Annotated in this window: 21 protein-coding genes; 20 read left to right on the top strand and 1 reads right to left on the bottom strand. The window is 72.5% G+C overall.

Features of this window, described 5'->3' with window-relative positions:
- Positions 1-70: 70 nt before the first annotated feature.
- Positions 71-334 (top strand): DUF4229 domain-containing protein, encoded by a 264-nt coding sequence (locus tag ACPZVR_RS07650; RefSeq protein ID WP_436698980.1) that lies wholly within the window; start codon positions 71-73, stop codon positions 332-334.
- 99 nt (positions 335-433) lie between these two features.
- Here ACPZVR_RS07650 and ACPZVR_RS07645 read toward each other — a convergent pair whose 3' ends face one another.
- Positions 434-1,315, bottom strand: a complete 882-nt coding sequence (locus ACPZVR_RS07645) for a 1,4-dihydroxy-2-naphthoate polyprenyltransferase (RefSeq protein ID WP_436698979.1) — start codon at positions 1,313-1,315, stop codon at positions 434-436.
- 122 nt (positions 1,316-1,437) lie between these two features.
- Here ACPZVR_RS07645 and ACPZVR_RS07640 point away from each other — a divergent pair, with 122 nt between their 5' ends.
- The 19 genes from ACPZVR_RS07640 to nuoK all read left to right on the top strand — a co-directional run bounded on the left by ACPZVR_RS07640 (position 1,438) and on the right by nuoK (position 21,008).
- Entirely contained in the window at positions 1,438-2,454 is a 1,017-nt protein-coding gene (locus tag ACPZVR_RS07640) for an AMP-binding protein (protein ID WP_436698978.1), read from the top strand.
- Entirely contained in the window at positions 2,451-3,437 is a 987-nt protein-coding gene (locus tag ACPZVR_RS07635; protein WP_436698977.1) for an o-succinylbenzoate synthase, read from the top strand. Before ACPZVR_RS07640 ends, ACPZVR_RS07635 begins: the two co-directional genes overlap by 4 nt.
- Positions 3,434-5,107, top strand: coding sequence for a 2-succinyl-5-enolpyruvyl-6-hydroxy-3-cyclohexene-1-carboxylic-acid synthase (gene menD, locus ACPZVR_RS07630; protein ID WP_436698976.1), 1,674 nt, complete (start codon positions 3,434-3,436; stop codon positions 5,105-5,107). Before ACPZVR_RS07635 ends, menD begins: the two co-directional genes overlap by 4 nt.
- 4 nt (positions 5,108-5,111) lie before the next feature.
- Positions 5,112-6,980, top strand: a complete 1,869-nt coding sequence (locus ACPZVR_RS07625) for a cation:proton antiporter domain-containing protein (protein ID WP_436698975.1) — start codon at positions 5,112-5,114, stop codon at positions 6,978-6,980.
- Positions 6,981-7,006: 26 nt separating this feature from the next.
- Positions 7,007-7,645, top strand: a complete 639-nt coding sequence (locus tag ACPZVR_RS07620) for an MBL fold metallo-hydrolase (protein ID WP_436698974.1) — start codon at positions 7,007-7,009, stop codon at positions 7,643-7,645.
- A gap of 105 nt (positions 7,646-7,750) precedes the next feature.
- Entirely contained in the window at positions 7,751-8,431 is a 681-nt protein-coding gene (locus ACPZVR_RS07615; protein WP_436698973.1) for a hypothetical protein, read from the top strand.
- 8 nt (positions 8,432-8,439) lie between these two features.
- Complete coding sequence (locus tag ACPZVR_RS07610) at positions 8,440-9,129, top strand: demethylmenaquinone methyltransferase (protein ID WP_436698972.1); 690 nt, start codon at positions 8,440-8,442, stop codon at positions 9,127-9,129.
- A gap of 249 nt (positions 9,130-9,378) precedes the next feature.
- Positions 9,379-10,197 carry an ATP-binding protein gene (locus ACPZVR_RS07605; protein ID WP_436698971.1) on the top strand — a complete coding sequence of 273 codons (819 nt, stop codon included), beginning with the start codon at positions 9,379-9,381 and terminating at the stop codon, positions 10,195-10,197.
- A 195-nt stretch (positions 10,198-10,392) separates the two neighbouring features.
- On the top strand, positions 10,393-10,749 hold the full coding sequence (locus ACPZVR_RS07600; RefSeq protein WP_436698970.1) for an NADH-quinone oxidoreductase subunit A: 357 nt from the start codon (positions 10,393-10,395) through the stop codon (positions 10,747-10,749).
- Positions 10,750-10,798: 49 nt separating this feature from the next.
- Entirely contained in the window at positions 10,799-11,353 is a 555-nt protein-coding gene (locus ACPZVR_RS07595; protein ID WP_436698968.1) for a NuoB/complex I 20 kDa subunit family protein, read from the top strand.
- Between the two features lie 28 nt (positions 11,354-11,381).
- The gene (locus ACPZVR_RS07590) at positions 11,382-12,128 is read left to right on the top strand and encodes an NADH-quinone oxidoreductase subunit C (RefSeq protein WP_436698967.1); all 747 of its coding nucleotides are present in this window, start codon (positions 11,382-11,384) and stop codon (positions 12,126-12,128) included.
- A complete protein-coding gene (locus ACPZVR_RS07585) occupies positions 12,128-13,486 on the top strand; it encodes an NADH-quinone oxidoreductase subunit D (protein ID WP_436698966.1) in 1,359 nt (452 codons plus the stop codon). Before ACPZVR_RS07590 ends, ACPZVR_RS07585 begins: the two co-directional genes overlap by 1 nt.
- Positions 13,483-14,193, top strand: a complete 711-nt coding sequence (nuoE, locus tag ACPZVR_RS07580) for an NADH-quinone oxidoreductase subunit NuoE (RefSeq protein WP_436698965.1) — start codon at positions 13,483-13,485, stop codon at positions 14,191-14,193. Before ACPZVR_RS07585 ends, nuoE begins: the two co-directional genes overlap by 4 nt.
- Positions 14,190-15,500 carry an NADH-quinone oxidoreductase subunit NuoF gene (gene nuoF / locus ACPZVR_RS07575; protein ID WP_436698964.1) on the top strand — a complete coding sequence of 437 codons (1,311 nt, stop codon included), beginning with the start codon at positions 14,190-14,192 and terminating at the stop codon, positions 15,498-15,500. Before nuoE ends, nuoF begins: the two co-directional genes overlap by 4 nt.
- Positions 15,497-17,977 (top strand): NADH-quinone oxidoreductase subunit G, encoded by a 2,481-nt coding sequence (locus tag ACPZVR_RS07570; RefSeq protein ID WP_436698963.1) that lies wholly within the window; start codon positions 15,497-15,499, stop codon positions 17,975-17,977. The genes nuoF and ACPZVR_RS07570 overlap by 4 nt, the downstream gene beginning before the upstream one ends.
- The gene (gene nuoH / locus ACPZVR_RS07565) at positions 17,974-19,299 is read left to right on the top strand and encodes an NADH-quinone oxidoreductase subunit NuoH (RefSeq protein ID WP_436698962.1); all 1,326 of its coding nucleotides are present in this window, start codon (positions 17,974-17,976) and stop codon (positions 19,297-19,299) included. Before ACPZVR_RS07570 ends, nuoH begins: the two co-directional genes overlap by 4 nt.
- The gene (gene nuoI, locus ACPZVR_RS07560; RefSeq protein ID WP_436698961.1) at positions 19,292-19,909 is read left to right on the top strand and encodes an NADH-quinone oxidoreductase subunit NuoI; all 618 of its coding nucleotides are present in this window, start codon (positions 19,292-19,294) and stop codon (positions 19,907-19,909) included. The genes nuoH and nuoI overlap by 8 nt, the downstream gene beginning before the upstream one ends.
- Positions 19,906-20,718, top strand: coding sequence for an NADH-quinone oxidoreductase subunit J (locus ACPZVR_RS07555; protein WP_436698960.1), 813 nt, complete (start codon positions 19,906-19,908; stop codon positions 20,716-20,718). Before nuoI ends, ACPZVR_RS07555 begins: the two co-directional genes overlap by 4 nt.
- The gene (gene nuoK / locus ACPZVR_RS07550) at positions 20,715-21,008 is read left to right on the top strand and encodes an NADH-quinone oxidoreductase subunit NuoK (protein ID WP_436698959.1); all 294 of its coding nucleotides are present in this window, start codon (positions 20,715-20,717) and stop codon (positions 21,006-21,008) included. The genes ACPZVR_RS07555 and nuoK overlap by 4 nt, the downstream gene beginning before the upstream one ends.
- Positions 21,009-21,015 lie beyond the last annotated feature (7 nt).

The following is a 21,015-nucleotide window of genomic DNA, read 5'->3' as shown; positions in this document are numbered from 1 at the left end:
GGCGGTGACCGGTTGCCTCGGGGTGGGTCCCGGTGACCGTGGACGGGCCGCTCCGACCTAGGCTGGAGGAGTGAAGGAGTTCTGGATCTACACCGGCCTGCGGGCCGGCCTGTTCATCGGCGCGTTCTGCCTGGTGGCCGGTGTGTGGTTGCTCGTCGCCGACTCGGTCAACGTGCTGTGGACCATCGTGATCGCCTTCCTCGTCAGCGGCGTCGCGTCGTACGTCCTGCTCGAGCGGCAGCGCTCCGCGTTCGCCGCCAAGGTCGAGGGGCGCGCGGACCGGATCTCCCGCAAGTACGAGGAGATGCGGTCCAAGGAGGACGACGAGGACTGAGCTGGAGGGCGCGAGCGGTTCGCTCGTTCCTCGCTCCTCGCTTCCCGCGCTCCGTCGGCGTCGCTTTCCCGCGATGGCCGGTGCGTGAGAGACGCAGCCTCAGCCGACGACGAGCCCGACGCCGGCCAGCACCGCCCAGGCCAGCTCGGCGACGCCGGTCCGCTGCAGCACCGGGATGAGCGCCGGGCCCTGGGCCCCGCCGAGCACGGCGCGTGCGGCCACGACGGCGGGCAGCAGGAAGCCGAGGCCGAGCAGTGCCCACCAGGTGGTGAGGGCCGCCAGCACCAGCACGGCCGTCGCCGAGCCGCCGACGAGGAGGGCGTAGAAGCCCCGGGTACGGCGATCGCCGAGCCGCACGGCCAGGGTCAGCTTGCCGGCGACCCGGTCGGTGGGGATGTCGCGGAGGTTGTTCGCGACCAGGATCGCGCAGGCGAGCGCGCCGACGCCGGCTCCGGCGGCGACCGAGGCCCACCCGGGAGTGCCCCAGGACTCGGTCTGGACCCAGGTGGTGCCGACCACCGCGACCAGGCCGAAGAACACGAACACCATCACCTCGCCGAGGCCGAGATAGCCGTAGGGCCTGGCCCCCCCGGTGTAGTACCAGGCCGCCAGCACGCTGAGCACGCCGACGACGAGCAGCCACCAGGAGGTGGTGGCGGCCAGCACCAGGCCGGCCGCGCCGGCAACGCCGAAGGACAGGAAGGCCGCGCGCTTCACGGCGGCCGGGCCGGCGAGCCCGGACCCGACCAGGCGCAGCGGGCCGACCCGCTCGTCGTCGGTGCCGCGGATCCCGTCGGAGTAGTCGTTGGCGTAGTTGACGCCGACCTGGAGGGCCAGGCTGACCACCGCGGCGAGCAGCGCCTTCCACCACACGCCGCGGTCGGCGTACATCGCGACCGCGGTGCCGACGACGACCGGCGCGACCGCCGCCGGGAGGGTGCGGACGCGGGCGCCCGCGATCCAGTGCGCTGCTGTGGCCATAGCCGTCGATTCAAGCAGGCGGACGCGCGGACGCGCTCGGTCGGGTGGCGTGCGGGCCGCGTTCCCGTCCTCGCCTCGGTCCGTGCCGCGCCGCCGACGAGCCGGGCGATAGCGTCTGTCGGGTGGATCCCTGGACCGTGCGTGGCGGGCCCGACGAGGTCGTCGACCGGACCCGGCGCTGGCTGTCCGGGGACGCCGACGTCCCCCTCGTCGTCGAGACGTCCGGGTCGACGGGGACGCCGAAGCGGGTGGTGCTCGCCCGAGCCGCGGTGCTGGCCTCCGTCCAGGCCTCCGCGGCCCGCGTGGGCGCGACCGGTCCCTGGGTGCTCGCGCTGCCCCCGACGTACGTCGCGGGCCTGCAGGTCATCGCCCGCTCGCTCGTCGCGGGCCACGCCCCGACCCTGCTCGAGCGCGACGGCTGGCCGTCCGGCGAGGGCTGGTTCGCCTCCCTGGTGCCGACCCAGCTGACCCGGATGCTCGCCGATCCCGCCGATGTCGCCGCCCTGCGGCGCGCGCACACCGTGCTGCTGGGGGGCGGACCGATCGGAGCCGGCCTGCGGGCGCGCGCGGCGGAGGCGGGCGTGCGGGTCGTGGCGACGTACGGCTCGGCGGAGACCGCCGGCGGCTGCGTCTACGACGGACTGCCGCTCGACGGCGTCGCCGTCGCGGTGGGCGAGGGCGGCCGGATCCGGATCGCGGGGCCCACCCTGTTCAGCGGGTACGACGGCCGGCCGGACCTGACCGCCGAGGCGCTCGTCGGCGGCTGGTTCCTGACGTCCGACGCGGGGCGGCTCGACGAGGACGGCCGGCTGGTCGTCCTCGGGCGGGTCGACGACGTGATCGTCACGGGCGGGCTCAACGTCCCCGGACCGGCCGTCGCCGAGCGGCTGCGGCAGCACCCGGCGGTGGCGGCGGCGGAGGTGCTCGGCGTACCGGACCCGGAGTGGGGGCGCCGGGTCGTCGCGTTCGTCGTGGGCCCGGTCGGCCTCGACGAACTGCGCGACTGGGTCGCCGAGGCGCACCCTCGGGCCTGGGCGCCGCGCCAGCTCGTCCGGCTCGACGCCGTTCCGTTGCTCGCCAACGGCAAGCCCGACCGGCAGGCGCTGGTGCGGGCGGCGACCGAGGCCGGTGCCGGATGAGGGTCGTCTCCGTCCCGATGCGCACCCGCTTCCGCGGGATCACGGTCCGCGAGGTCGCGCTCCTGCCCGGCGCCGCCGGGTGGGGGGAGTGGAGCCCGTTCCTGGAGTACCCGCCCGAGGTCGCGGAGCCCTGGCTGCGCTGCGCCGAGGAGGCCGCCGCCGGCGACTGGCCGGCGCCGGTCCGCGGGCGGGTCCCGGTCAACGTGACCGTGCCCGCGGTCGACCCCGAGCGCGCCCGCGAGATCGTCCTGGCCGGTGGCTGCCGCACCGCCAAGGTGAAGGTCGCCGAGCCGGGACAGTCCCTCTCCGACGAGATCGCCCGGCTCGAGGCGGTCCGCGACGCCCTCGACGCCGGGGGCCCCGGCGGCCGGATCCGCGTCGACGCCAACGGCGGCTGGTCGGTCGATGCCGCCGTCGCCGCGATCGGCCGGCTGGACCGGGCCGCCGGGGGCCTGGAGTACGTCGAGCAGCCGGTCGCCACCGTCGAGGAGCTCGCCCTCGTCCGGCGGCGGGTGGGGGTGCCGATCGCGGCGGACGAGTCGATCCGCCGCGCCGAGGACCCCTACCGGGTGCGCGAGCTGGAGGCCGCCGACATCGCGGTGCTCAAGGTGCAGCCGCTCGGCGGTGTCCGGGCCTGTCTCGAGATCGCCGAGCGGATCGGACTGCCGGTGGTGGCGTCGAGCGCGTTGGAGACGTCGGTCGGGATCGCCGCGGGCGTCGCCCTCGCCGCGGCGCTGCCGGAGCTCCCGTACGCCTGCGGACTCGCGACCGTGCAGCTGCTGACGGCCGATGTGGTGGATGCGCCCCTGCTGCCGGTCGACGGCGCGCTGCCCGTCGCCCGGCCGCAGGTGGTCGACGCGTCGCTCGACGCCCTCGCCGCCGATCCGGAGCGGGTGGCGTACTGGGAGGCCCGCCTCGCCGCGGTGCGGGAGGTGCGTGCGGTACGCGCGACGCGGGCGGTGCGGAAGGATCAGGGTCCATGACGGACAGCTCGTTCGCGCTCGCGGAGGCCCTCGTCGACCGGCTCCGGCGGGCCGGCGTGACCGAGGCTGTCGTCGCGCCCGGCTCCCGCAACGCTCCCGCCGCGATGGCGCTGTGGGCGGCCGCGGAGGCCGGCGCCCTCCGGCTGCACACCCGGATCGACGAGCGCACCGCCGGCTTCCTCGCGCTGGGCCTGACGAAGACCGGGGCGCGCGCGGCCGTGCTGACCACCTCCGGGACCGCCGTCGCCAACCTCCACCCCGCCGTCCTCGAGGCGGCCCATGCCGGGGTCGGCCTGGTCGTCGTCTCCGCCGACCGGCCCGCGCGGCTGCGCGGCACCGGCGCGAACCAGACGACCGATCAGGTGGGCATCTTCGGTCCCCTCGTCCCGTCGTACGACGTAGCCACGGTCGCCGAGCTCGCCGCCGTCCCCGCTCCGGCGGACTCCGTCGTGCACGTCAACCTGCAGCTCGACACCCCACTCGTGCCGGATGCGCCCCGCGCGATGGTCCCTGCCCACAACCACCGGGACACGTCGCGATCCGGTGCTTCTGGGCAGGGACCATCGCGCGGAACCCCGCTGCCGCAGGGGCCGCGGACCGTGGTGGTGGCGGGGGACGACGCCGGCCCGCCCGCGCGGCAGCTGGCGGAGGCGGCGGGCTGGCCGCTGCTGGCCGAGCCGTCGAGCGGGGCGCGGACCGGCGACCACGCGCTGCGCACGTACCGACTGCTCCTGGCGACGGATCTCGGTGCGCGGATCGAACGGGTCGTGGTCTTCGGGCGGCCGACCCTGTCCCGGCCGGTGACCCGGCTGCTGGAGCGCGCCGATGTCGAGGTCCTCGTCGCGCCGGGGCGCGGCGTGTGGCCGGTCCGCCCGGAGGGGTCGCACCCGGTCGAGGCACCCGCGTGGGCGGGCGCGGGACCCGACGACCCGGCCTGGCTCGACGCCTGGCGCACGGCGGACCGCGAGCTCGGCCGCCGGGTCGACCGCCTCCTCGCGGAGCAGCCCGCCCTCACGCCGTACGACGTCGCGGCGGCCACGCACGCCGCCCTCCCGGCCGGGGGCCTGCTCGTCGCGGGCGCCTCGAGCCCGATCCGGGATCTCGACATCATGGTCCGCCCCCCGGCCGTCGGCACCCGCCGCAAGGTGATCGCCAACCGCGGTCTCGCCGGCATCGACGGCACGATCAGCACGGCCGTGGGCGCCGCACTGGGCCGGCGCGCGTCGGCCCGCAGTCTCGCCCTGATGGGCGATCTGACCTTCCTCCACGACCAGACCGCGCTCGTGCTCGGCCCCGAGGAGCCGCGGCCGGACCTGACGATCGTCGTGCCGAACGACGACGGGGGCGCCATCTTCTCGATGCTGGAGCAGGGCGCGCCCGCGCACGCGGCGTCGTTCGAGCGGCTCTTCGGCACCCCCCACGGTCACGACCTCGCGAGCCTGTGCGCCGCGGCGCGGGTCCCGCACCTGCGGGTCACCTCGCGCCCGGAGCTCGAGCAGGCCCTGGCCAGCCCGAACGGCGGCATCGAGGTGATCGAGGCGGCTGTCGGCCGCGCCGATCGCCGCGAGCTGGACCGCCGGATCCGCGCGCTTGCCACCAACGAGGAGGATGGAGCCATGGTCCAGTGCTGGCCGCCGACGACGCGGCGCCCGTCGACGGATCGGGGCTGATCCCGTGGAGATCGCGCTGCTGCTCGTCGCCATCGCGGTGGTCGTCCTGACGGTGACCGCGCTGTCCGAGCGGGTCGAGATCCCGGCGCCGCTGACCCTGGTCGTCGTCGGCGTCGCGGCGTCGTACGTCCCCGGTGTGCCGGAGCTGCACCTCGAGCCCGAGGTCGTGCTCCTCGGCCTGCTCCCACCGTTGCTCTACTCGGCTGCCGTCACCACCTCGCTCGTCGACTTCAACGCCAACCGACGGCCGATCCTGCTGCTCTCCGTGGGCCTGGTCGCGTTCACCACGGTCGGCGTCGCGGCCGTCGTGCGGCTGGTGATCCCCGAGATCAGCTGGCCGCTCGCGCTGGCGATCGGCGCGGTCGTCGCGCCGCCCGACGCGGTCGCCGCCACGGCGATCGGCCGCCGGATCGGCCTGCCGCGACGGGTCGTCACGATCCTCGAGGGCGAGTCGCTGCTCAACGACGCCAGCGCGCTGGTGGCCCTGCGGACCGCCATCGCCGCCCTGGGTACGACGGTCGCCGCGTGGGAGGTCGGGCTCGACTTCGCCGTCGCCGCCGGTGGTGGCGCGGCGGTCGGGGGACTCACCTTCGTGGTGGTCGGGTTCATCCGCAAGAAGGTCACCGACCCCTTGCTCGACACCGCGATCTCGCTGGTGGTCCCGTTCGCGTCCTACATCCTCGCCGAGGAGGTCCACGCGTCGGGCGTGGTCGCCGTGGTCACCGCCGGCCTGCTCCTCGGTCACGTCGCGCCGGTGCTGCAGTCGGCGCAGTCGCGGATCGCCGAGCGCACCAACTGGCGCACGATCGCCTACGTCCTGGAGAACACCGTCTTCCTCCTCATCGGCCTCCAGGCCGACTGGCTGCTCGGCGAGGTCGGCGAGAGCGAGTTCCCGGCCGCCCGGATAGCGACGGCGTGCGCGGCGGCGTTCGCCGCCTGTGTCGTGCTGCGGCTGGTCTGGGTCTTCGCGGCGAGCGGTCTGCTCCTGCGGCGAGCCGACGCGGCGCGGGGGGAGGAGCCGATGCTGTGGCGCAGCTCGTTCCTGATCGGCTGGGCGGGCATGCGCGGCGTGGTCACGCTGGCCGCGGCGTTCACCGTGCCCGAGGACACGCCGCACCGCGAGGTCCTGCTGATCATCGCCTTCACGGTCGTCGCCGGCACCCTGCTCGGCCAGGGCACGACGCTGCCGCTGCTGGCCCGCCGGCTCCACGTCGCGGGGCCCGATCCGCACGACGACGCCCTCGCGCGCGCCACCCTCCTCCAGCAGGCGGCGAAGGCGGGGCTCCATCGCCTCGACGAGCTCGCCGCCGACTGCGACGACCCGCACGACGTGCGGAGTCTCATCGTGCAGCGCATCGAGCAGCGCAACTTCGCGGCGTGGGAGCGTCTCGGCACCACCGAGGGGCAGGAGAGCCCGAGCGACCTGTACGCCCGCTGGCGCGGCGACATGATCGAGGCGGAGCGCCGGCGGGTGCTGGAGATCCGGTCCACCGGCTCGGTCCCCTCGGAGATCGTGAGCGAGGTGCTCGCGATGCTGGACGTCGAGGAGTCCATGCTCGATGCCGCCGAGGAGGCGCGCGCCGACCTGCGCACCACCGACCGCCGGATGCAGCGGACCGACGGCTGCGAGCACCTCGCCACCGCGCCCTTCCGCGATCCGCCCGAGGAGCTCGCCTGTGCCACCTGCCTCGCGGAGGGCACGCGATGGGTGGCGCTGCGGATGTGCCTGTCCTGCGGGGAGGTCGGCTGTTGCGACTCGTCGCCCGGACGCCACGCCACGGCCCACTTCCGCGCCACCCAGCACGCGGTGATGCGGTCGGTCGAGCCGGGCGAGGACTGGCGCTGGTGCTATGTGCACCACCAGACGGGCTGAGCCTGGGCCCGGACTACGGTGGGGCCATGCGCCTCACCAAGTTCGGTCACTCCGCGGTCCGGATCGAGCACGGCGGGACGACGCTGGTCGTCGACCCCGGGGTCTGGAGCCAACAGGAGTCCGTCGAGGGCGTCGACGCCGTGCTGATCACGCACGAGCATCCCGACCACTACGCGCCGGACCTCCTGCGTGCGGGGGACGCCCCGATCTACACCATCGACGCGGTCGCGACGCAGATCCGGGAGGGCGCCGCGGACCTGTCGGAGCGGGTCACCGTGGTCGCGCCGGACGAGACCTGGACGATCGGCGGCATCGGCGTCCGGGCGGTGGGTGAGCTGCACGCCGTGATCCACCCCGAGCTGCCCCGCTTCCACAACAGCGGCTATCTCCTCACCGCGGGGGACACGACGCTCTTCCACCCGGGCGACGCGCTGACCGCGCCGGACGCCGCCGTCGACGTACTCCTCGCGCCGGTGTGCGCGCCGTGGATGCGCGTCTCCGAGGGCGTCGACTTCGCCCGCCGGGTCGGCGCGGCCCGCAATGTCGCCATCCACGACCGCGTCTTCTCCCCGGAGGGACTCGGGGTCGCCGACGCCCAGTTCCGCCGGTTCCTGGAGGCGGCGGGCCAGGAGTACGTGCGGCTGGCCGACGGCACCGACCTGTGAGCGGCCGCTGAGCCGCCGGTGAGCCACCGGTGGTCTCCGGTGGCCGCCGGCGGCTCGGGGCGGGCCGGTCAGCCGGCTCTCAGCTCGACCGGGCATGATGGCCCGATGCCGATCGCTCGATCCACCGTCGTGGGCGCCACCACCGGCGTCCTCCTCCTCGCCGGAGCCGTGGGCTTCGGTGTCGGCCTCCCCAAGGTCGTCGACGACCCGTCGGCGCCCACCGCCGCCGACCTCCCGACCCTGCCGGACCGGCTCGACGACCGCATGGTCGCGCTGTCCGCGGTGACCGCCGAGGACGCCGGCCTCACGGACCCGGCCGACCTCGAGGCGATCGAGCAGGTCAGCGATCGCGCCGCGACGGGCGACACCGAGGCGTCGAGCGACCTGTCCGCCATCTACGGCGCCGCGCGCGTGCGCGCCTATGTCGACGCCAAGGTGATGGGCCAGTCCGACGCGCAGGCGGCGCCGGCACAGATCGCGGTCACGATCAGCTCGGGCGGCGCCGGCCTGGTCATCCCGAGCGGCCCGTTCAAGATCGAGCAGCAGGGCGGCTCGCATTACGAGCTGCGCGCCATCGACGGGCACCGCTGCGCCGTCGCCTGGCAGGAGGGAGCCGACCCCACCACCGGCATGCCCACCGGCGGCGAGGTCCCCGCGGCGAACTACCAGGCCGAGTGCCGCGCCGAGCGCGACGGCCTGAGCTACGACGTCTACGCGACCGGCCTCGCGCCCGAGGAGGTCGCGTCGTACGTCGACCGCGTGCTCGAGCTCACCGAGGAGGGCTGAGCGCCCCGATGGCCCGCGCCGAGCTCGACAAGCAGCCTGCCGACGTCCGCCGCATGTTCGACGCCGTCGCCCGGCGCTACGACCTGACCAACGACATCCTGTCCTTCGGTCAGGACCGCCGGTGGCGGCGCGAGGTGCTCGCCGCGGTCGACCCGGCGTACGGCGACCGGGTGCTCGATCTCGCCGCCGGCACGGGCACCTCGAGCCAACCGTTCCGCGACGCCGGGGCGGAGGTCGTGCCGTGCGACTTCTCGATCGGCATGCTCCAGGTCGGGAAGCGGCAGCTGCCGCACCTGCCGTTCACCGCCGGCGACGGCACCCGGCTGCCCTTCCGTGACGGCACCTTCGACGCCGTCACGATCTCCTTCGGGCTGCGCAATATCGTCGACCCGCTGGCCGGGCTCGCGGAGATGCGCCGGGTCACCCGGCCCGGTGGCCGGTTGGTCGTGTGCGAGTTCAGCCACCCGACGTGGCGCCCGTGGCGCACGGTCTACATCGAGTACCTCATGAAGGCGCTGCCCGCGGTGGCCCGCGCCGTCTCGTCGGCACCCGACGCCTACGTCTACCTGGCGGAGTCGATCCGGGCCTGGCCCGACCAGCGCGGTCTGGCCGACCTGATCTCCGCGGCCGGCTGGGAGCGCCCGCAGTGGCGCAACCTGTCCGGTGGGATCGTCGCGCTGCATCGCGCCACCGCCTGACGAGAACCGTCACCGGCAGGTCGCCAATTGCCAGCGGCGAGGGAGCGACGAACCTGCTCGTGAAGGTCCGACGAAACCGCTAGTAGATGCGCGACGAAACCGCTAGTGTCGGGCCGACGAAACCGCCACTCTCGGCGAGACGACGATCCCGCGCCGGGATCCTTCATCCTCGCTGGCTCGGTCGAGCCCGAGGCCTATGGGCCGACCTATCCCCTGACCGGCCGTGGCGTCCGGATAGCGCTGCGGCCCATGTCGCGGCGGGAGCTCGACGGGGGTGGGGCCGGGCCGCTGTGGCTCGAGCGACTGACGGCGGGCGAGATCACCGTGCCGGGCCGCCGATGTCCTCGGCTGGAGATCGAGGACCTGGCGATCACCGGCTTCCCGGCCGCCTCGGGACTGGCGTCGAGCGCGGAATGGCTGCGGTCATACGCCGGGACGATCGCCGAGCGCAGCGTCGAGGACCGGCGGGACCCGGTCCGGGTCCACCGGCTGCTTCGGGTTCTGGCCGAGTCCGAGTCGCAGGCCGTTCCCGACGAGCAGCTGTGGCGCTCGGCCGACATCAACCGCGCGACGCTGGCGGCCTACGACCAGATGCTGACGCGCACCCACATCAGGGCGGATCTGCCGGCGTGGGAGAGCAATCGACTCAAGCGCATCACCACCTATCCCAAACGGCAGTACGTCGACGCCGCGCTGGCTCTCGCGCTCGCGCGAATCGGGCCCGACGAGCTGCACCGCGACCCCGCGCTCGCCGGGCGCTACCTGGAGTCCTTCGTCGCCGCCCAGCTTCGTCCGGAGTGCGACCGGATCGGTGGAGTCCTGCACCACCTCCGGACCAAGGGCGGCGAGCACGAGGTCGATCTGCTGGTCGAGCTCGACGACGGCATCGTGGCGGCCGAGGTGAAGGCCGGCGTCGTGCCGCGGCCTGCCGACGCACGACACCTCGTCTGGCTTCGCGAGCAGTTGGGTGACCGGGTCCGTGCCGCGGTGGTCCTGCACCGGGGCGAGGCGACCTTCGAGTTGGTGGACGGTGTGTGGGCGGTCCCGATCACCTCGTTCTGGACCTGACCGAGGCTGATCCCGCCGAGCGTCAATTACGCAATCCCCGCGTGCGCTAAATGCGCAGGTCAGCGGCGGTTTTGGCCTCGGCAGGCGGGCTGGCGACCGCTTTGCCGACCCCCCTGTGACGCGGCCCCACCCGGGTGGCAATATGTGCTCCACGCCACTAGTGATTCTGTTCACAAGATCACGAGAGGGAGGCTCATGGAGCTCTACACGCCGGTACTGGTGCTGGCGGCGCTGGCCGCGCTGTTCGCGGTCGGGTCGGTCGCGATGAGCGCCGTGGTCGGGCCGCGGCGCTACAACCGCGCCAAGTACGACTCCTACGAGTGCGGCATCGAGCCGACGCCCCAGGCGCTGACCGGCCGCTTCCCGGTGAAGTACTACATCACCGCGATGCTCTTCATCGTCTTCGACATCGAGATCATCTTCCTCTACCCGTGGGCCGTGCGCTTCGACGCGATGGCCTGGTTCGGGCTGATCGAGATGGTCCTGTTCATCGCCACCGTCTTCGTCGCCTACGCCTACGTCTGGCGCCGCGGCGGGCTCGACTGGGATTGAGGACCACGATGCACTGCGGCGGATCGCGACCCTCAACGGGAGGAAACTGATGGGTGTCGAGGAGAAGCTCCCGAGCGGAGTCCTGCTGAGCACGGTCGAGGGGCTGGCCGGCTACATGCGCAAGGCCAGCTTCTGGCCGGCGACCTTCGGCCTCGCCTGCTGCGCGATCGAGATGATGACCTCGGGCGGCCCGAAGTACGACCTCGCCCGCTTCGGCATGGAGGTCTTCCGGGCCAGCCCGCGTCAGGCCGACCTGATGATCGTGGCCGGCCGGGTCAGCCAGAAGATGGCCCCGGTCCTGCGCCAGATCTACGACCAGATGGCCGAGCCCAAGTGGGTGCTGGCCATGGGCGTGTGCGCCAGCAGTGGCGGCATGTTCAACAACTACGCGATCGTCCAGGGTGTCGACCACGTGGTCCCCGTCGACATGTACCTCCCCGGCTGCCCGCCGCGCCCGGAGATGCTCATCGACGCGATCCTCAAGCTCCACGACAAGGTCCAGGCCACTCCGTTCGGCGTCAACCGCCAGGCCCAGATCCGCGAGCTCGAGGCCGAGGGGCTCGCCGCGCTGCCGACCAGCGACATGAGGGGGATGCTCCGGTGAAGCGCCTGACGACCTCGAGGGGACCGCGATGAGCGACGAGAAGGCCGAGAAGCCGGAGCCCGCCGTCGAGCAGCCCGCCGTCGAGCAGCCCGCCGTCGAGCAGTCGCCCGAGAACGCCCCCGAGGCCCTCGGGGAGCCGGCCCTGGAGGTCCGTGCGGTCGGCGAGCGCCAGGGCATGTTCGGCGTGAAGGGCACCGGCGACACCAGCGGGTACGGCGGCCTGGTGGCCCCGGTCGTGCTGCCCGGCGCCGCGCAGCGGCCCTACGGCGGCTGGTTCGACGCCGTGGCCGACCGGCTCGACCCGCTGATCGAGCAGGTCGTCATCCACCGCGGCGAGATCACCTTCCACATCCACCGCGACAACCTGGTGGCCGCGGCCCGCAAGCTCCGCGACGACCCCGACCTGCGCTTCGAGCTGCTCTCCGGCGTCAGCGGCGTGCACTATCCGGGCGACGCCGGCCGCGAGCTGCACGCCGTCTATCACCTGATGTCCTTCACCTGGAACCGCCGGATCCGCGTCGAGACCGCGGTGCCCGACAGCGACCCGCACGTCCCCAGCCTGGTCCCGGTCTACCCCGCGGCCGACTGGCACGAGCGCGAGACCTGGGACATGTTCGGCATCCAGTTCGACGGCCACCCGGCGCTGACCCGGATCCTGATGCCCGACGACTGGCCGGGCCACCCCCAGCGCAAGGACTACCCGTTGGGCGGCATCCCCGTCGAGTACAAGGGCGCCAGCGTGCCGCCGCCGGACCAGCGGAGGAGCTACAACTGATGGTTTCGACAAGCTCAACCACCAACGAGGACTTCTACGCCGACGCCAGCGAGACCGCCGAGGGCAGGGTCTTCACCGTCACCGGCCAGGACTGGGACGAGATCGCCGCCGACATGGGCGACAGCGACGCCGCGGAGCGGATCGTCGTCAACATGGGCCCCCAGCACCCCTCGACCCACGGCGTGCTCCGGCTGATCCTCGAGATCGAGGGCGAGACGGTCACCGAGGCCCGGTGCGGCATCGGCTACCTCCACACCGGCATCGAGAAGAACATGGAGTACCGCTCCTGGACGCAGGGCGTCACGTTCTGCACCCGGATGGACTACCTCAGCCCGTTCTTCAACGAGATGACCTACGTGCTCGGCGTCGAGCGCCTGCTCGACATCGAGGACGACATCCCGGAGAAGGCCCAGATCATGCGGGTCCTGCTCATGGAGCTCAACCGGATCTCCTCCCACCTGGTCTGCATCGCGACCGGCGGCATGGAGATCGGCGCGCTGACGGTCATGACGATCGGCTTCCGCGAGCGGGAGCTGGTGCTCGACCTCTTCGAGCTGATCACCGGCCTGCGGATGAACCACGCGTTCATCCGCCCCGGCGGCGTCGCGCAGGACCTGCCGCCCGGCGCCCTCGATGAGATCCGCTCCTTCGTCGCGCTGATGAAGAAGCGCCTGCCCGAGTACGCCGCCCTGTGCAACGCGAACCCGATCTTCAAGGCCCGCTTGGAGAACGTCGGTCACCTCGACCTCGAGGGCTGCATGGCGCTGGGCCTCACCGGACCGGTCCTGCGCAGCACCGGCTACGGCTTCGACCTGCGCAAGGCGCAGCCCTACTGCGGCTACGAGACCTACGACTTCGACGTGCAGACGTGGGACACCGCCGACTCGTACGGACGCTTCCGGCTCCGCCTCAACGAGATGCACGAGTCGCTGAAGATCATCGAGCAGGCGGCCGACCGGCTGGCCAAGCTCGAGGGCGCGCCGGTGATGGTGGCCGACAAGAAGGTCGCCTGGCCCAGCCAGCTGTCCATCGGCAGCGACGGCATGGGCAACAGCCTCGACCACATCCGCCACATCATGGGCGAGTCGATGGAGGCCCTGATCCACCACTTCAAGCTGGTCACCGAGGGCTTCCGGGTCCCGGCCGGCCAGGCGTACGTGCCGGTCGAGTCGCCGCGCGGCGAGCTCGGCGCCCACGTCGTCTCCGACGGGGGCACCCGTCCCTTCCGGGCGCACTTCCGTGACCCGTCGTTCAACAACCTCCAGGCGATGGGCGTGATGAGCGAGGGCGGCCAGATCGCCGACGTCATCGTCGCCATCGCGAGCATCGACCCCGTGATGGGAGGCGTCGACCGATGAGCACCACCGCCCCGTTGGACGACAAGACGATCGCCGAGCTCCGTGAGATCGCGGCCCGCTACCCCGAGCCGCGCTCGGGCCTGCTCCCGATGCTCCACCTCGTGCAGTCCGCCCAGGGCCGGATCACACCCGAGGGCATCGAGACCTGCGCCGCGATCCTCGAGATCAGCGCCGCCGAGGTCAACGGCGTCGCGACCTTCTACACGATGTACAAGCGCCACGGCGTCGGCGACTACCACGTCGGCGTGTGCACCAACACCCTGTGCGCGGTGATGGGCGGCGACGCCATCTTCGCCCGGCTCAAGGACCACCTCGAGATCGGCAACGACGAGGTCGCGGTGCAGCGCCAGGGCGACTCGCACACGGTGAGCCTCGAGCACATCGAGTGCAACGCCGCCTGCGACTACGCGCCGGTGATGATGGTCAACTGGGAGTTCATGGACAACCAGACCCCCGAGTCGGCGGTCCAGCTGGTCGAGGCGCTGCGCGCCGGCCACGAGGTCAGCTCGACGCGCGGTCCGAAGCTGTGCACGTGGCGGGAGGCCGAGCGCGTGCTCGCCGGCTTCCCCGACGGCCGGGTCGACGAGGGCCCGTCCGCGGGCCCCGCCTCGTTGGCGGGCCTCGAGATCGCGCGCGAGCGCGGCTGGAGTGCGCCGGACCCGGCCGCGACGCCCGCGGTCGAGGCGCGGAAGGAGAGCGAGGCGTGAGCGACGTGCTGACCCCGGTCCTGACCGACATCTGGGACGCGGAGCAGTCCTGGAAGCTGGCCACCTACGCCGCCAGGGGCGGGTACGCCGCCCTCGACGCCGCCTTCGCGATGAGCCCCGACGACGTGATCGCGGCCGTCAAGGACAGCGGCCTGCGCGGCCGCGGTGGCGCGGGCTTCCCGACCGGGATGAAGTGGTCCTTCATCCCGCAGGACAACCCCAAGCCGAAGTACCTCGTCGTCAACGCCGACGAGTCCGAGCCGGGGACCTGCAAGGACATCCCGCTGATGATGGGCAACCCCCACGTGCTCGTCGAGGGCGTCATCGTCAGCTCCTACGCCATCCGCGCCAACAAGGCCTTCATCTACATCCGTGGCGAGGTCGTCCACGTGATCCGCCGGGTGCAGGCCGCGGTCGAGGAGGCGTACGCCGCGGGCCACCTCGGCAAGGACATCCACGGCTCGGGCTACGACCTCGACGTCGTCGTCCACGCCGGCGCCGGTGCCTACATCTGCGGCGAGGAGACCGCGCTGCTCGAGGGCCTCGAGGGCCGCCGCGGCCAGCCGCGGCTGCGACCGCCGTTCCCCGCCGTCGCCGGCCTCTACGCCAGCCCGACGGTCATCAACAACGTCGAGTCCATCGCCTCGGTGCCCGCGATCGTCAAGAACGGCGCCGCCTGGTTCGGCGCGATGGGCACCGAGAAGTCCAAGGGCCACGGCATCTTCTCGCTCTCGGGCCACGTCGCGAGGCCGGGGCAGTACGAAGCGCCGCTCGGCATCACCCTGCGTGAGCTGCTCGACCTGGCCGGTGGGGTCCGTGAGGGCCACCAGCTGAAGTTCTGGACGCCCGGCGGCTCCAGCACGCCGCTGCTGACGGCCGAGCACCTCGACGTGCCGCTCGACTTCGAGGGCGTCGGCGCCGCGGGCTCGATGCTCGGCACCCGCGCCCTGCAGATCTTCGACGAGACGGTCTGCGTGGTGCGCGCGGTGCTGCGCTGGACGGAGTTCTACAAGCACGAATCCTGCGGCAAGTGCACGCCCTGTCGCGAGGGCACCTGGTGGCTGGTGCAGGCGCTGAGCCGGCTCGAGAACGGGCAGGGGGCCGAGGACGACCTCGACCAGCTGCTCGACCAGTGCGACAACATCCTGGGTCGCTCGTTCTGCGCGCTCGGAGACGGCGCGACGAGCCCGATCTCCAGCTCGATCCAGTACTTCCGCGACGAGTACCTCGCGCACCTGCAGCACGGCGGCTGCCCGTTCGATCCGGCGCGGTCGACTGCCTGGGCCGGGCAGGAGGTGTCGGCATGACGGCCTCGACCGGCTCGACCGGCACGAGCGTCGAGCGGACCGACCTGGTCACCGTCACCATCGACGGCGTACAGGTCAGCGTCCCCAAGGACACCCTGGTGATCCGCGCGGCCGAGCAGATCGGCGTGCAGATCCCGCGCTTCTGCGACCACCCGCTGCTCGCACCGGCCGGTGCCTGCCGGCAGTGCCTGGTCGACGTACCCGACGCCGGCAACGGACGCGGCTTCCCCAAGCCGCAGGCCTCGTGCACGCTGCCGGTCGCCGAGGGGATGGTCGTCGAGACCCAGGTGACCAGCCCGGTCGCCGACAAGGCGCAGCAGGGCGTGATGGAGCTGCTGCTGATCAACCACCCGCTCGACTGCCCGGTCTGCGACAAGGGTGGCGAGTGCCCGCTGCAGAACCAGGCGATGTCCAACGGCCGGGGCGAGTCGCGCTTCTCCGACGAGCGCAACCGCGGCGTGAAGCGGACCTTCCCCAAGCCGATCAACCTCTCGCCGACCGTGCTGCTCGACCGGGAGCGCTGCATCGTGTGCCAGCGCTGCACGCGCTTCGCCGACGAGATCGCCGGCGACCCGTTCATCGCGCTCGTCGAGCGCGGCGCGCAGCAGCAGATCGGCATCGCCGAGGATGCGCCCTTCCTGTCGTACTTCTCGGGCAACGTCATCCAGATCTGCCCGGTCGGCGCGCTGACCTCCGAGCAGTACCGCTTCCGCTCCCGGCCCTTCGACCTGGTCTCCACACCGGGCGTGGCCGAGCACGACGCGTGCGGCGCGGCGATCCGGATCGACCACCGCCGCGGCACGGTGCTGCGCCGCCAGTCCGGCGACGACCCGGCGGTCAACGAGGAGTGGATCAGCGACAAGGACCGGTTCGCCTTCGCCTACGCGCAGGCCGACGACCGGCTGACCTATCCGCAGGTCCGCGACACCGACGGCGCCCTGCGGCCCGCGTCGTGGCCCGAGGCCTTCGCGGTCGCCGCCCGCGGGCTGGCCGCCGCCACGCAGGCCGGCGGCGTCGGCGTCCTGACCGGGGGCCGGATCAGCGCCGAGGACGCCTACGCCTACAGCAAGTTCGCGCGGGTCGCTCTCGGCACCAACGACATCGACTTCCGCGCCCGGCCGCTCTCGTCGGAGGAGACGGGCTTCCTGGCCGGCTCCGTCGTGCTGACCGGCCCCGAGGCCGGCGCGGTGACGTACGACGACCTGGAGTCGGCTGCCAAGGTCGTGCTCGTCGGGCTGGAGCCCGAGGACGAGGCCGGCACCATCTTCCTGCGCCTGCGCAAGTCGGTCCGCGCCGGAGGCACCGAGGTCGTCGCGCTCGCCCCGTTCACCACCCGCGGGCTGGGGAAGCTGGCGGGTCGCCTGATCCCGACGGCGCCCGGCGACGAGCCGGCCGCGCTGCGTGCGCTCGCCGGTGAGCTGGACGCCACCGCCGTGCTCCTGGTCGGCGAGCGGATGGCCACCGTCCCCGGCGCGCTCGGTGCCGCCGCCGAGGTGGCCGCGACCAGCGGCGCCCGGCTGGCCTGGGTTCCGCGGCGAGCCGGCGACCGCGGTGCGCTCGAGGCCGGCTGCCTGCCGACGCTGCTGCCCGGCGGCCGCCCGGTCGCCGATGCCGGCGCCCGGGTCGACATCGCCACCGCCTGGGGCGTGCCGGGGCTGCCCGAGACGCCCGGGCGGGACGCCGACGCGATCGTCGCCGCCCTCGGTGCCGGCGAGCTCGCGGGACTGGTCATCGGCGGCGTCGACCCCGACGACACCGCGGACCCGGCCGCGACCCGGGCCGCGATCGACGCGGCCGGCTTCGTGGTCGCCTTCGACCTGCGCCGCACGGAGGTGACCGACCGGGCCGACGTGGTCTTCCCGGTCGCGCCGACCACCGACAAGTCCGGGACCTTCGTCAACTGGGAGGGCCGGGTCCGCACCTGGGAGGCCGCCTTGCACAACCCGGCCTCGCTGCCGGAGCTGCGCGCGCTCGCCGGCGTCGCCGACGAGCTGGCCCGACTCGGTCAGGGGAGCCCGCTCGGGTTCCGCACGGTCGACGAGGTCCGGGCCGAGATGGTCCAGCTGGGGCCGTGGGACCGGACAGACCGTGAGCGGAGCGAGGCTGGTCCGTCCGGAGCAGAAGGGCGCCCGAGCGCAGCGAGGGACGACGCACGTGGCGCCGAAGGCGCGAGGCGGCTCGCGACCTGGAAGCAGCTGCTCGACAACGGCTCCATGCAGGACGGCGACAAGTACCTCAAGGCGACCGCACGGACGCCCGTCGCCCTGGTCACCGCGGCCGACTACGACCGCTACGGGCCGACGGTCACCCTCACCGGCGACCGAGGATCGATGACGCTGCCGGCCGAGATCGGCGACGACCTCGTCGCCGGCGTCGTCTGGGTGCCGGCCAACTCCGTCGGCAACGGCGTCCTCGCCGACCTGGCCTCACCGGGCACCACGGTCACGATCGCGGGAGCGGAAGGAGTGCACGGATGAGCAATCCGCTGAGCATGTTCGGCAACGACCCGTGGTGGGTCGTCGGCCTCAAGACGCTGCTGATCTTCGTCCTCCTCGTGCTGCTGACCCTCTTCAACATCTGGTGGGAGCGCCGCGTCGTCGCCCGGATGCAGCACCGGATCGGGCCCAACGTCAACGGCCCCTTCGGCCTGCTGCAGTCGCTGGCGGACGGCGTCAAGCTGGCGTTCAAGGAGGACCTGATCCCCAAGGCCGCCGACAAGGTGGTCTTCATCCTGGCGCCCGTCATCGTCGTGGTGCCCGCGTTCGTGACCTTCAGCGTCATCCCGTTCGGGCCCGAGGTGAACTTCTTCGGGCACCAGACGCCCATGCAGCTGACGGACATGCCGGTGGCGGTGCTCTTCGTCATGGCGATCGCGTCCATCGGCATCTACGGCATCGTGCTCGGCGGCTGGTCCAGCGGCTCGACGTACTCGCTCCTCGGCGGGCTGCGCTCGAGCGCGCAGATGATCTCCTACGAGGTCGCCATGGGCCTCGCCCTCGTCGCGGTGTTCATGTACGCCGGCTCGATGTCCACCAGCGAGATCGTCGCGGCTCAGGACGACCTGTGGTTCGGGCTGATCCTGCTGCCGTCCTTCGTGATCTACGCGATCGCCATGGTCGGTGAGACCAACCGCGCGCCGTTCGACCTCCCCGAGGCCGAGGGCGAGCTCGTCGGTGGCTTCCACACGGAGTACTCCAGCCTGAAGTTCGCGCTGTTCTTCCTCGCCGAGTACATCAACATGGCCACCGTCTCGGCCCTGGCCACCACGCTGTTCCTCGGTGGCTGGCACGCGCCGTTCTGGATCGACGAGGTCTGGGCCGGCGCCAACGAGGGCTACTGGCCGGTGCTGTGGTTCTTCGGCAAGGTGCTGTTCTTCATCTTCCTCTTCATCTGGCTGCGCGGCTCGCTGCCGCGGCTGCGCTACGACCAGTTCATGGCGTTCGGGTGGAAGCGGCTCATCCCGATCTCGCTCGTGTGGATCGTCGCCGTCGCCACGATGCGGGCCGCCCGCAACGAGGGCGTCTTCGACGAGGGCTTCAGCGGGAACCCGCAGTTCTGGCTGATCGTCGTCGGCGTCGTCCTCGCGGTCCTGCTGCTGACCTTCCTCGTCCCCGAGAAGGGTTCGAAGGAGGCCGGCGAGGAGGACCTCGCGACCGCCACGCCGCGCACCGGGGGATTCCCCGTCCCGCCGATGCCGGCCGGGGGTGCGGTCCGGGGGGCCGCCGCGCCGCTCGTGTTCCGTTCGGCCCAGGACACCGTCAGTGAGACCGTCCGCGATTCAGGGGTGAGCAATGGCTGACCAGCAGGGTTCGTCGAGGGCAGGGGACAAGGGCCCGTCCCTCAAGGAGCAGCTCTGGGACCCGGTCGCCGGGTTCGGGGTGACCTTCCGGACCATGTTCCGCAAGGTCGTCACCGAGCAGTACCCCAAGGAGAAGCTGCCCACGGCACCGCGCTTCCACGGACGTCACCAGCTCAACCGCTGGCCCGACGGCCTGGAGAAGTGCGTCGGCTGTGAGCTGTGTGCCTGGGCCTGCCCGGCCGACGCGATCTACGTCGAGGGCGCCGAGAACCGCGACGACCTCCCCGACGGCGAGTCGGGCCGCTACTCGGCGGGCGAGCGCTACGGCCGCGTCTACCAGATCAACTACCTGCGCTGCATCCTGTGCGGACTCTGCATCGAGGCCTGCCCCACCCGGGCGCTCACGATGACCAACGAGTACGAGCTTGCCGACGACAGCCGCGCCAGCCTGATCTACGAGAAGTCCGACCTGCTCGCTCCGCTGCTGCCGGGCATGGAGCAGCCGCCGCACCCGCAGCTGCTCGGCAGCGACGACGACTACTACCGCGGCACCCACGGCGGCTCGGCCCCCGTGGACTCCCGGACCGCGGGCACCGGTGGTGAGGCATGACCGCCTTCTGGATCCTGGCCCCGATCATGGTGATCGCCGCCCTCGGCCTGCTGTTCGTCCGCAAGGCGGTCCATGCCGCGCTGCTGCTGGCGGTCGTGATGATCAGCCTCGCCGTGCTGTACGCCGTCCTCGAGGCGCCCTTCCTCTTCGCGGTCCAGATCATCGTCTACACCGGCGCGATCTTGATGCTCTTCCTGTTCGTGCTGATGCTGGTCGGCGTCGATGCCTCCGACTCGCTGGTCGAGACGATCAAGGGCCAGCGGGCGCTGGCCTGGCTGATCGGCCTGGCGTTCGTCGTGGTGCTCGTCGTCGGCCTGTCCCAGCTGACGCTGGGCACGGCCGTCGGTCTCGACGAGGCCAACCGGGGCGGCAACGTCCAGGCACTCGCCGACCTGCTCTTCTCGCGCTATGTCTTCATCTTCGAGGCCGCCAGCGCCCTGCTCATCACCGCCGCGGTCGGCGCGATGGTGCTGACCCACCGCGAGCGGCTCACGCCGAAGCGCACCCAGCCGGTCCTCGCGGCCGAGCGGGTCCGGGCCTACGGCGAGACCGGGGCCCACCTGGGTCCGCTGCCGCCGCCGGGTGTCTACGCGCGGCACAACGCGGTCGACACGCCGGCGCTGCTGCCCGACGGCAGCCCGGCGGCCGCCTCGGTCTCCCGGGTGCTCGCGGCGCGCGGCACCATGCGCCCGGCCGGTCTCACCGACATCGAGGCGATCAAGGAGCAGCTCGGCGTGGATCCCGCGGAGATGCCCGAGGAGGCCGGGAAGTCCGGCGCCACCGCATCCAGCGAGGAGGATGTGAAGTGACCGAGTACGTCGTCCTCTCCGCGATCCTCTTCACCATCGGCGGCATCGGGGTGCTCACCCGTCGCAACGCGATCGTGGTGTTCATGTGCGTCGAGCTGATGCTCAACGCCTGCAACCTCGCGTTCATCGCGTTCGCCCGCCAGCACGGCAACCTCGACGGTCAGGTGGCCGCCTTCTTCGTGATGGTGGTCGCCGCCGCCGAGGTCGTGGTCGGGCTCGCGATCATCATGACCATCTTCCGGACCCGCCGGTCGGCCTCGGTCGACGACGTGAGCCTGCTGAAGTTCTGAGGACGAG

This window comes from Nocardioides segetis, from assembly GCF_051390595.1.
In the GTDB taxonomy this organism is placed as follows: domain Bacteria; phylum Actinomycetota; class Actinomycetes; order Propionibacteriales; family Nocardioidaceae; genus Nocardioides.
This window is presented reverse-complemented; position numbering and strand designations above follow the sequence as displayed.

Bases quoted from the DNA above. Each gene is read 5' to 3' on its own strand.
- menD (WP_436698976.1), top strand. From the start codon at position 3,434: ATGACGGACAGCTCGTTCGCGCTCGCGGAGGCCCTCGTCGACCGGCTC.
- nuoI (WP_436698961.1), top strand. From the start codon at position 19,292: ATGGCTGACCAGCAGGGTTCGTCGAGGGCAGGGGACAAGGGCCCGTCC.
- ACPZVR_RS07620 (WP_436698974.1), top strand. From the start codon at position 7,007: ATGCGCCTCACCAAGTTCGGTCACTCCGCGGTCCGGATCGAGCACGGC.
- ACPZVR_RS07645 (WP_436698979.1), bottom strand. From the start codon at position 1,315: ATGGCCACAGCAGCGCACTGGATCGCGGGCGCCCGCGTCCGCACCCTC.
- nuoH (WP_436698962.1), top strand. From the start codon at position 17,974: ATGAGCAATCCGCTGAGCATGTTCGGCAACGACCCGTGGTGGGTCGTC.
- ACPZVR_RS07615 (WP_436698973.1), top strand. From the start codon at position 7,751: ATGCCGATCGCTCGATCCACCGTCGTGGGCGCCACCACCGGCGTCCTC.
- nuoE (WP_436698965.1), top strand. From the start codon at position 13,483: ATGAGCACCACCGCCCCGTTGGACGACAAGACGATCGCCGAGCTCCGT.
- ACPZVR_RS07605 (WP_436698971.1), top strand. From the start codon at position 9,379: ATGTCGCGGCGGGAGCTCGACGGGGGTGGGGCCGGGCCGCTGTGGCTC.
- ACPZVR_RS07570 (WP_436698963.1), top strand. From the start codon at position 15,497: ATGACGGCCTCGACCGGCTCGACCGGCACGAGCGTCGAGCGGACCGAC.
- ACPZVR_RS07635 (WP_436698977.1), top strand. From the start codon at position 2,451: ATGAGGGTCGTCTCCGTCCCGATGCGCACCCGCTTCCGCGGGATCACG.
- ACPZVR_RS07595 (WP_436698968.1), top strand. From the start codon at position 10,799: ATGGGTGTCGAGGAGAAGCTCCCGAGCGGAGTCCTGCTGAGCACGGTC.
- ACPZVR_RS07555 (WP_436698960.1), top strand. From the start codon at position 19,906: ATGACCGCCTTCTGGATCCTGGCCCCGATCATGGTGATCGCCGCCCTC.
- ACPZVR_RS07600 (WP_436698970.1), top strand. From the start codon at position 10,393: ATGGAGCTCTACACGCCGGTACTGGTGCTGGCGGCGCTGGCCGCGCTG.
- ACPZVR_RS07585 (WP_436698966.1), top strand. From the start codon at position 12,128: ATGGTTTCGACAAGCTCAACCACCAACGAGGACTTCTACGCCGACGCC.
- ACPZVR_RS07590 (WP_436698967.1), top strand. From the start codon at position 11,382: ATGAGCGACGAGAAGGCCGAGAAGCCGGAGCCCGCCGTCGAGCAGCCC.
- ACPZVR_RS07610 (WP_436698972.1), top strand. From the start codon at position 8,440: ATGGCCCGCGCCGAGCTCGACAAGCAGCCTGCCGACGTCCGCCGCATG.